At 70.1% G+C, this 9,327-nt stretch carries 9 protein-coding genes and 1 pseudogene; 3 read left to right on the top strand and 7 right to left on the bottom strand.

Annotated elements, in window-relative coordinates; translation table 11 throughout:
• Positions 1-834: ferritin-like domain-containing protein (locus HUV01_RS08140; RefSeq protein ID WP_174297792.1), on the bottom strand; the 834-nt coding region annotated here is incomplete at its 3' end.
• 133 nt (positions 835-967) lie between these two features.
• Between HUV01_RS08140 and HUV01_RS08135 the strand changes: the two genes are divergently transcribed.
• Positions 968-2,095: a hypothetical protein gene (locus tag HUV01_RS08135; RefSeq protein ID WP_174297791.1), complete on the top strand. Its 1,128-nt coding sequence runs from the start codon at positions 968-970 to the stop codon at positions 2,093-2,095.
• On the opposite strand, the gene HUV01_RS08130 is transcribed toward HUV01_RS08135, so the two are convergent.
• Complete coding sequence (locus HUV01_RS08130; RefSeq protein ID WP_174297790.1) at positions 2,082-2,315, bottom strand: hypothetical protein; 234 nt, start codon at positions 2,313-2,315, stop codon at positions 2,082-2,084. The genes HUV01_RS08135 and HUV01_RS08130 overlap by 14 nt on opposite strands.
• A 203-nt stretch (positions 2,316-2,518) precedes the next feature.
• Here HUV01_RS08130 and HUV01_RS08125 point away from each other — a divergent pair, with 203 nt between their 5' ends.
• Both HUV01_RS08125 and HUV01_RS08120 read left to right on the top strand, forming a co-directional pair.
• Positions 2,519-3,628 carry an NAD(P)-dependent alcohol dehydrogenase gene (locus HUV01_RS08125; RefSeq protein WP_217430959.1) on the top strand — a complete coding sequence of 370 codons (1,110 nt, stop codon included), beginning with the start codon at positions 2,519-2,521 and terminating at the stop codon, positions 3,626-3,628.
• A 73-nt stretch (positions 3,629-3,701) separates the two neighbouring features.
• On the top strand, positions 3,702-4,706 hold the full coding sequence (locus HUV01_RS08120; protein WP_174297789.1) for an SDR family oxidoreductase: 1,005 nt from the start codon (positions 3,702-3,704) through the stop codon (positions 4,704-4,706).
• On the opposite strand, the gene HUV01_RS08115 is transcribed toward HUV01_RS08120, so the two are convergent.
• The 5 genes and pseudogenes from HUV01_RS08115 to HUV01_RS08100 form a co-directional block, all read right to left on the bottom strand.
• Complete coding sequence (locus tag HUV01_RS08115) at positions 4,703-5,788, bottom strand: catalase family protein (protein WP_174297788.1); 1,086 nt, start codon at positions 5,786-5,788, stop codon at positions 4,703-4,705. The two genes, HUV01_RS08120 and HUV01_RS08115, sit on opposite strands and share 4 nt — an antisense overlap.
• Positions 5,785-6,690 carry a major royal jelly family protein gene (locus HUV01_RS15160; protein WP_254606499.1) on the bottom strand — a complete coding sequence of 302 codons (906 nt, stop codon included), beginning with the start codon at positions 6,688-6,690 and terminating at the stop codon, positions 5,785-5,787. The genes HUV01_RS08115 and HUV01_RS15160 overlap by 4 nt, the downstream gene beginning before the upstream one ends.
• Before the next feature lie 129 nt (positions 6,691-6,819).
• Positions 6,820-7,818 carry an alpha/beta fold hydrolase gene (locus tag HUV01_RS15155; protein WP_254606497.1) on the bottom strand — a complete coding sequence of 333 codons (999 nt, stop codon included), beginning with the start codon at positions 7,816-7,818 and terminating at the stop codon, positions 6,820-6,822.
• An 85-nt stretch (positions 7,819-7,903) separates the two neighbouring features.
• Positions 7,904-9,025 carry an alpha/beta hydrolase gene (locus HUV01_RS08105; protein ID WP_174297787.1) on the bottom strand — a complete coding sequence of 374 codons (1,122 nt, stop codon included), beginning with the start codon at positions 9,023-9,025 and terminating at the stop codon, positions 7,904-7,906.
• Between the two features lie 104 nt (positions 9,026-9,129).
• A pseudogene (locus tag HUV01_RS08100) lies at positions 9,130-9,327 on the bottom strand (FAD-binding domain-containing protein); the annotation flags it as partial.

Here is a 9,327-nt window from a genome sequence, read left to right as displayed (position 1 = left end):
CGGCGTCTGGTCGCCGGCGTCGGCGGCGTCATGCGCCGCGAGCAGCGCGCCAGCGTTCGCCATCGCCCTGGCGATCGACGGGTCGCGCGCGGCCCGGTCGTCCAGCAGCGCCCGGATCAGTCCCCCGTGATAGATCGAGTCGGCGAGGTTCGCCCCGACCAGCGCCGCCGCCGCGGGCTCCGTCTGCGCCAACAGCGTCCGGTACGCCGCCGCCACGGCGTTCTGGATCAGGAAAGCCCCGAGCAGGAACCCTGAGTCGTCGGCATAGGGGTCGAATGCGCCGCCGGCCGGCACGATGCCGGCGCGCTGCGCGGCCAGCGAGAACGCGCCCGACGGCGCGGGCGAGAGGTCGAGCGCGGGCTGCGCGGCGGCAAGCTCCCCCAGATACGCGCGCAGCGCGACGACGTGCGCCTGCTTGTCGCCGGCGAGTTCGGCGGCATGGCTTGCGGTCAGCGCGTCGGCGAAGCTCGCCCGGCGGGCTCCCGACACCGGCCCGGCGACACCGACGCCGCCCGTCAGCGTGGCCGGCAGCCCGGTCCCACCAGCCGCATGGCCATAATATTGCGCGCCGAGGTACGCGAGGTTCAGCGCCAGGTTGAGGGGCACCTGGCCGGTCGCCGCCCCCGCTCCCGTTCCCGCCCCCGTTCCCGCCGACGTCGCGCCGGCCACCGGCACGGCGGTTCCCGCGACGGTCCGGATGCTGTCGCCCGGCGTGCTCCCGCCGGCCCCGCATCCCGACAACAGGGCGCCGGTGGTGACACCGGCCGCGAGGCGCAGGAAGCGCCGGCGATCGTGACGGGGCTGGCTCGGCTGCATGGGATCATTGGACGCCATGATCCTTACCACAGGCCTAACGACGAGGCCCGCAAGCGCGGAAGATATCGCGGACACATCAAATGAGGTATTTTTCGCCGTTCGTCGAAGCGTGGCAAGGAACATGTAACCTCCGGGGTCCTATCGACCGTCCATGACCTCGCCCATGGGCTCCGCCGACATGACCGCCACGCTCCAGGCCGCGCTCGACGCCGCCGCGGCGGCCCACAGGACCTGCACGATCCCGGTGGGCGGGAACCGGCTGTCCAGCACCGGCCTTGGCTATTCCAGCAACGCCCGGATCGTCATGGCGGGGGACCTTTACAACGACCACGGCCCGTCGGTGGGAACGCTCCACTGCCTCACCAACCGGACGGGCGGCCGGCTCTCCAACGTCACGATCACCGGCGCGGGCGGCGCGTTCGTCGGCGCCGCGTCCGGTTCCGACGGCGTGACGCGAAAGGGACTGGGCATCGTCGGGACGGACGGGTTCACCGTCGTCGGCGTGCAGACGGCCGGGCCGCTGACCGGCTTCGGCATGGAGATCAAGAACTCGGCCGGCGGCTATCTCAACGGGCTCGTCCTCAATTCCGGCGTGAACATGCCGGGGGCGGACGGGCTCCATTTCTTTGGCGCGTGCAGCAGGGTCACGGGATCGAACATCGCCGTCCAGAGCGGCGACGACGCGCTGTCGTTCACGTCCGAGAACCAGGAGTCGCTCAACGCGCTGATGGAGCGCATCACGCTCACGACCATGACGCTCGACAGCGACGCCTTCTCCTGCATCAAGTTCTACACCGGCACGGCGACGGGGCAGGCGACGATCAGGAACGTGACGCTGATCGGCATCAGGGGGCGGATCACGCAAGGGCCGACCGGTTGCCCGCTGATGATGCGGAACGACGGCGTCGCTCAGGGCTGCGTCATCGACGGGATCACGATCGCCAACGCCGACCTCGATTTCGGCGCCGCCACCCAGGACGGTCCGACGGCCTATCTGACCGATTGCGGCAACGTCACGCTGCGCAACGTGACGTTGCGCGGTCGCAGGAACGGACAGTTCATCCGTGCGGTCCGATGCACCGGCCTCCATGTGACCGGAGAGGTCTGGGACACGATCGGCGGCAATTCGATGACCGATCTCGTTCAGCTCGAACAGTGCGGGAACTACGACATCGACCTCGTGGTCCGGTCCGCGACCGGCGCCCGGATCGGATCGCTCCGCGCCGTCAATGCCGGGACGGACGCGGCGATCCGCTACATCGGCGTTACCGGATCCTGATCCGGTCCGGGTCATCGGGCTCGCCTTCCACGGGTGGGAACCGATCGAGCAGCGCGGCGACGATCAGGCTGGCATCCTCGTTCTGCTGGCTCAGGCTCGCCAGGGTCAGGAGGAGCGTCCGCGTGCTGACCGTCGCCAGCAGGGCGCCGACCCGCTGCTTCTCGGCATCGGTCGGCGGCACGAACGGATCCTGACCGCCTGCGAACGAGTCCCGTTTCATGCCGGTCGAATACCGGGACCGGTCCCCGCCGGACGATCATTTGAGGCGGCGTCGTTCCTTCGGCTCCCCCACGCGGCCATCCGCATCAAAGGCGAAAGGCCGGACGCCTGAACCGTCCGAAAAGAAGGGTGGAGCGGATACGGATCCGATCGGTCGCGTTACGTCACGAACCTCGTAACCATCTGAGAACGGGATATTATATCATGATAAAGGCGATGGGCTATGCCACCAGCCACTCCTTTTCCCGTCTCAGGCCGATCGAGTTCGAGCGCGAGGAGGCCGGCGCGGACGAGGTGGAGATCGACATCCTGTATTGCGGCGTATGCCACTCCGACATCCACCAGGCAGAGAACGACTGGGGCAACACCGTCTATCCGTGCATGCCCGGCCACGAGATCGTCGGGCGGGTGACAAGGGCGGGGGCGAACGTCACCCTGCACAAGGAAGGCGACCTGGTCGGGGTCGGCTGCATGGTCGACAGCTGCCGCTCGTGCGAGCCGTGCCGCGACCGCGAGGAGAATTACTGCGAAGGCCCCAACAGCTGGCTCGCGACCTATAACGGCCCGATGAAGCCGAAGGCCAAGGCGAGGACGCACGACAACATGTACCGCCGCGACAACACCTATGGCGGCTATTCGAACGCGATCGTCGTCAAGGAGGATTTCGTCCTCAGGATACCGGCGGCGATCCCGATCGAGGCGGCGGCGCCGATCCTGTGCGCCGGCGTCACCACCTTCTCGCCGATGAGGCACTGGGGCGTGAAGGCGGGCGACAGGGTGGGCGTGGTCGGCTTCGGCGGGCTGGGCGACATGGCGGTGAAGCTCGCCCGCGCGCTGGGCGCGCAGGTGACGGTGTTCACCACCGACCGGGACAAGCTCGCCGAGGCCGAAAAGCTGGGCGTGGACGCGGTGCTGGAGGGCGACAGGAAGGCGTACGAGGCGCTGGAGTCGAGTTTCGACCTCATCCTCTCGACCATTCCCGAGAAGCACAAGGTCGACCCGTTCGTCACCCTGCTGAAGCGCGACGCGGCCTATGTGTCGGTCGGCGCGCTCGCCCAGATGCCGGGCTGGAACCACCAGGAGGTCATCATGCACCGCCGGACGATCGCCGGCTCGCTGATCGGCTCGATCGCGGAGACGCAGGAGGTGCTGGACTTCTGCGCCGAGCACGGCATCGCGCCGGAGGTCGAGGTGATCCCGATCCAGGAGGTCAACGAGGCGTACAGGAAGGTCAAGGACGAGGCCGTCCGCTTCCGCTACGTCATCGACATGGCCAGCCTGAAGACCGAGATGGTCGAGGCGCAGGCGGCGTGAACGGTCCCAGGCCCGGTCCTAGGCCCGGTCCCAGGCTCCCGTCACGGTCGCGCGCGATCCCGAAAGGGTTCCGATGATACGACTGAAGCCGCTCGCGGACCAGGTGATCGTCATCACCGGCGCCTCCAGCGGCATCGGCCGCGCGACCGCGCTGATGGCGGCGGCGCGCGGCGCATCGGTGGTGGCGGCGGCGCGAGGAAGCGAGGGGCTCGCCTCGCTGGTGGCGGAGATCGCCGCCGTGCGGGGGCTGGCCTCCGCCTGCGTCACCGACGTGAGCGACGCCGCCGCGGTCGACCGGCTCGCGACCCATGCCGTCGAGACCTTCGGCCGGATCGACACCTGGGTGAACAACGCCGGCGTCGCGATCGCCGGCAAGCTGGAGGACCTGTCCGACGAGGACGCGCGGCGCGTCTTCGACATCAATTTCTGGGGCACCGTCCACGGCTGCAAGGCGGCGCTGCCGCATCTCAAGGCGCAAGGCGGCGTCCTGATAAACGTCGGCAGCGTCGCGTCCGACGTCGCGGCGCCGTTCATGGGCCTGTATTCGGCGTCGAAGCACGCGATCAAGGGCTATACCGACGCGCTGAGGATCGAGCTGATGACCGATCGGGCGCCGGTCGCGGTGACGTTGGTAAAGCCCGCCCCGATCGCCACGCCCATCCTGGAGCACCAGCGCAACCGCATGGACCGGCAGGCGACGATGCCGCCGCCCTTCTACCGGCCGGACGACGTCGCCCGGACGATCCTCCATGCCGCGCAGAACCCCGAGCGGGACCTTTACGTCGGCGGCGCCGGCGTGGTCGGCAGCCTGCTGGGCCAGGCGTTTCCCAACGTCGCCGACGCGGCGGCGGCGCTGCTCGGTCCGCGGTTGTTCAGGACCTCGCAGCCGCGCGACGACCGGCCCGACAACCTCGATGGCCCGGGCGTGAAGGCGAGCACGGACGGCAGCACGCACGGCCATGTCTCGCACCCCAGCATCTATACCGCCCTGCGCACCGGCCCGCTGCGCCGGGTCGGCTCGGCGGGCGGGCTCGGACGGATGCTGCTGCAGGGCATCCGGGGGAACCAGGGGCGCTAGGCGGGGATCAGCGCGATGTCGCCCGTGTTCCGCTCCTGCACGCCGTTCTCGCGGTGCCGGAAGTCGGACAGCGCGCGATAGACCTGCAGCCGCGCGCGCATCACCGAGCCGAGCGGGCGGTGCGCGGCGAGGCTGTGCGCTGGGCGGAACGTCATCACCTCGTCGAAATAGCGGACGCGCTCCGGCCCATAGGCGTCCTGCCGTGGCAGCCGGATCGTGGCGACGGTGCGGTACTGGCTGTCCTGCGCCGGCCACTCGACCGAGGCGTCCTCGATCGGCTGCGTCCCGGCGTTCGCCCACAGCTGGGCGCGCAGCTCGAAGACGACGTCGTGCTCGGCGAGGAAGCCGGTCGCGGCGTGGCGGAAGCCGTCCTCGTCCCGATGCGGATCGAGGCGCCAGTCGTTCAGCGCGTCCTGCGCCGGCGAGGCGGGAAAGGCGCCGAGCTTGGCGACATGGTCGCCGAACCGGATCGGGCACTGGCTGAAATAATGGTCGTCGAGCGGATGGCCGAACGGATGACCGTAGAAGTCGAGGGTCGGGCTGGGACCGCCCGCGACGGCGTTGAGCACCTTGTTGATGTTGCGCGCCAGCGACGAGGCGGCGCTCTTCACGCCTTCCGGCATCGGCGTGGTCGCGCCGATCTTCTTCGCCTGGCTGAGGAAGCCCGACGCGGTGCCGGCCGGAAAGGTCGGGCCGCTGGCGAGGACGAAATCCTGCGTCGGCGCATCGTGCCCCGGCAGCTTCTCGCCCTCGACCCCGAACACCTTGATCGCCATGCCGCGATGCGTGGAGACGCGGTCGCCCAGCGTCTCGCCCGGTCCCTGCGCGAAACGCACCGCGACCTTGAACGCGCCGCCCCGGGCGAACAGCCCCTGGGCAAGTTCGGGCGGCAGGCCGTCGGCGACCACCAGCTCGCCGATCGCGCAGGCCGAGCTCTTGGCGTGGCTGGCGCGGACCGCGCGACCCTCGCGCTTCTCGACCGTTTGGCTCTCCTTGGTCATGCCCTGGATGATGCCGTCGATCGTCTCCTGCTCGTCGGGCTCGGGCGTCTCGATGTCGGCGCTGTAGCGAAGATAGGTCATCTGGCCTCCGGCGGCTTGAACGAGAACAGCTCCGTCCTGACCGACGGCGGCGCGCCCGGCGTGAACCATGGCGTGTCCTGGATATGGCTCGCGGTCAGGTAGATCGTGCCGTCCGGCCCTTCCGCGAAGGTGTCCGGCCAGCGCAGCCGCCGGTCGGTCAGCACCGGCACGACCTTCCTGCCGGCGAGGCGCGTCACCGAATAGTCGGTCGGCGAGGTGAGATAGAGGGTTCCCGCCCTGCTCATCCACAGGCCGTCGGCGACATGGGTCGTCGCGACCGTCCTCACCGCCGCCGCGCGTTCCGCCTCGCCGACACCGTCGCGCAGCTTCGCGGTGTCGATCGAGTACAGCGTCCTGCCGGTCAGGGCCTGGAAGAACAGCGTCCTGCCGTCGTTGGAGATGGCGATGCCGTCGGCGGCGAAGGCGGGCTGGCGACCGTCGGGACGCACCAGCGGCCTGCCGTCGATCGCGACCTTCACCGTCTTGTCGACCTGGGTCGAGGGATGGCCGTCGAGCGTGCGCCAGCTGTGGCCGCTCTCCAGATCGACGACGATGATCGCGCCGCGCGTGCCGCTGTCGGTGATGTAGCCGGTCCCGCCGTCGGGCGAGAAGCGGATGTCGTTCAGATAGGTGCCTTGCAGCGCCACCTCGGCCGGCACCGGGATGACCTTGGTCACGCTGTTCGTCGCAAGGTCGATGCGGACGAGCTTGGGCGCCCCTTCCAAGATCTTCTCGTTGCCGGGCGCGCCGGGATCGACCACCCAGAGATTGCCGTGGCCGTCGGGCACGATCGACTGGACGCAGACGAAATGGTCGCCGACCGACAGCTCGCTAGCCCGGGCGTTGCGCCACTCGTTCCACTTCGCGTCGGGATAGGGGCGCAGGGTGCCGTCCTTTATCACCTCGGCGACCGAGACCGGCGCGTCGTCGGTCCAGCGCGGGAAGTTGACGAAGCGGCGGCCGTCGGCGGCGACCGCGACGCCCGTCGCCTGGTGATCGAACCGCGCGACCTGGGTCAGGGGGCCGCGCGTCTATGCGAAGGCGGTCGCCCCGATCGCGGCGGTCGCGATTGCGCCGGCGACGGCGAGCCTGGCGATCAGGGGTCTGGCTTTGGTCATGACGAGGCTCCGGTCGGTGGTGTCGGACAGGGTGGCGGGATCGCCGGTGAACAGGTGGAGGAGGTGGCGCGCGACGGCGGCGGGGTTCTCGCGCTGGATGAAATGGCCGACGCCGGAAAGCTGGACGATCGCGAACGGGCCGTCGAACCTCGCGGCCACGTCCCTGCTCGCGGACGGCGGGTTGATCCCGTCGACCGCCCCCTGGAGATAGATCGTCGGCAGCGAAAGTGTCGCGGTCGCCTTCACCTTATCCTCCAGCCACCGGCTGCGCTGGTCGGGCTCCGCCTCGTCCCAGCGCGAGCGGTAGCTGTGCAGCGTGACGTCGACCCAGTCGGGGTTGTCCCACGATCGCGCCACCTGGTCGAAGGTCGCCTCGTCGAACCAGCCCGGCGGCGACCAGTTCACCCAGTGGATGCGCGCGAACCCGTTGCGATCGGCGCGTACCGCCCGCGCGCCGCGCGCGGTCGCCATGAACCAGTGGTACCATTGCCGCTGCGCCTGTTCGAACGGCGGCGTCGGCATGCCGCCGAGCCGTGGCGGCGTCGCCAGCATCGCCATCCGCTCAACGCGGCCGGGCCAGCCGACCGCCAGCGCCTCGGCGGCGTTGGCGCCCCAGTCGTGGCCGGCGACCATGAAGCGGTCGATGCCAAGCCCGTCCATCAGCGCGACGGCATCGATCGCCAGCGTCGCGCTGTCCCCGCTGCGCGGCGCGTCGCCGACCAGCCGCGTCCCGCCGAACCCGCGCAGCGTCGGCACGATCGTGCGCAGGCCCGCGGCGTTCAGGGCGGGGAACACCGCGTCCCACGTCGTCGCATCGTCGGGCCAGCCGTGGAGCAGCAGCACGACCGGGCCGTCGCCGGGGCCGTCGTCGCGATAGTCGATCAGGAGGGTGTCGGTGGTGAGCGTCGGCATCGGGTAGTCTCGCGAGGCGGAAGGGCGGTCGGGACGGGCGCGACCGCGACGATCGCGCCCGTCCCGACCTTCGGCGCATCGGCCCTCAGCGCATCGGTGTCGCGAACGCCGCCTTCAGCTTGGCGATCGCGTACACGTTCGCGTCATGGGCGCCGCGCACCACCTGCCCCATCCCGAACATCTCGTGCGTCACGCCCGGGAAGGTGCGCTGCTCGACGCGGTCGCCGGCCGTTCGCATCGCGGCCGCCAGCGTCTCGCCGTCCGAGCGGAGCGGATCGATCTGCGCGTTGACGATCGTCGTCGGCGGCAGCCCGTGCAGGTCCGCCTTCACGAGGTTGATCCGCGGGTCGGCCCCATCCGCCGGCGTCGTCGAGTAATAATAGCCGAACCACTTCAGCATCGCCGTGTTCAGCGGCTTCGCATTGGCCGAGTCCGTGCGCGACGGCAGCGTCATGCTGCTGTTGGCGATCGGATAGACCGCGAGGATGTGCACCGGCCTGGCGAGGCCGTTGTCGCGCGCATAGATCGCGGTCGCGACCGCAAGGTTGCCGCCCGCGCTCTCGCCGGCAAGCGCGACCTTCGTCGGATCGCCGCCGAGCGACGCGGCATTCTGGAGCACCCAGCGATAGGCGGCGAACGCATCGTCGTGCTGCGCTGGAAACTTGAACTCGGGCGCATGGCGGTATTCGACCGAGACGACGACCGCGTTCAGCTGTTTCGACAGCAGGCGCGGCGCGGCGTCATAGGTATCGACATCCGCGATCACCCAGCCGCCGCCATGGTAGTAGACGATCACGGGCATGGGCCTGCCCGCCGCCGCCGCAGCCGTCGCGGGCTTGTAGATCCGCGCGAACTGCTTGGGGTCGGAGCCATAGGGCATGTCGGTCGTCGTCACCGCCGGATCGGGCGCGGTCGACATGCCCCTGGCCACCATCGCCGCCTTGGCGGCGTCCGCCGCCGACGGGTTCACGCGCGCCTGCGCCGGCGTCAGCGTCTCCACCGGCCTGGAGCCCAGCGTCGCCAGCTGATCGAGCACGGCCTGCATGTCGGGCGCCGCCCTGGCGGGCTGCGTCGCGACGGGCGGCGGTGCCGGGGGCGGGGGCGCATCCGCCGACCTCGCGGATTGCGCGAGCGCGGGACACGTCATGCTGGTCGTTGCGACAAGCGCCGCGACCGCCGCCGCGACGTTTACCAGGATCGGCTTCATCGGATGCTCCCTGTTCTCAACTACATCCAGAACAGGGGCGCGGGTGCAACGTTCCGACAGGACCGGATTTGCTGTCGGGGACGGGCGGTATACGCCCGTTCGATTCACAAAAGCTGCGGAATGGCCGAGCGAAGCTGGAAGTAACCCCGCGTCGACCTGGGCCACGTCCGCTCGTCCCAGCCCCTGCGCAGGCGCGTGGCGGGCGGCAGGGCAGCGGCCGACGGTCCCACCGGCGCCCAGGCGGCGACCAGGGGCAGGTCGCCCGCCCACTCGTCCACCCACCCGTCTGCCGACCCGTCGTC

The organism is Sphingomonas bacterium (assembly GCF_903643035.1).
GTDB lineage: Bacteria > Pseudomonadota > Alphaproteobacteria > Sphingomonadales > Sphingomonadaceae > Sphingomonas.
The sequence above is the reverse complement of the archived record's forward strand: the minus strand, read 5'-3'. Positions and strand labels throughout refer to the sequence as shown.

What these genes read in the sequence shown, in the direction of transcription:
- HUV01_RS15155 (WP_254606497.1), bottom strand. Translation starts at nt 7,818, where the DNA reads ATGCCGACGCTCACCACCGACACCCTCCTGATCGACTATCGCGACGAC.
- HUV01_RS08120 (WP_174297789.1), top strand. Translation starts at nt 3,702, where the DNA reads ATGATACGACTGAAGCCGCTCGCGGACCAGGTGATCGTCATCACCGGC.
- HUV01_RS08135 (WP_174297791.1), top strand. Translation starts at nt 968, where the DNA reads ATGACCTCGCCCATGGGCTCCGCCGACATGACCGCCACGCTCCAGGCC.
- HUV01_RS08125 (WP_217430959.1), top strand. Translation starts at nt 2,519, where the DNA reads ATGATAAAGGCGATGGGCTATGCCACCAGCCACTCCTTTTCCCGTCTC.
- HUV01_RS08130 (WP_174297790.1), bottom strand. Translation starts at nt 2,315, where the DNA reads ATGAAACGGGACTCGTTCGCAGGCGGTCAGGATCCGTTCGTGCCGCCG.
- HUV01_RS08105 (WP_174297787.1), bottom strand. Translation starts at nt 9,025, where the DNA reads ATGAAGCCGATCCTGGTAAACGTCGCGGCGGCGGTCGCGGCGCTTGTC.
- HUV01_RS08115 (WP_174297788.1), bottom strand. Translation starts at nt 5,788, where the DNA reads ATGACCTATCTTCGCTACAGCGCCGACATCGAGACGCCCGAGCCCGAC.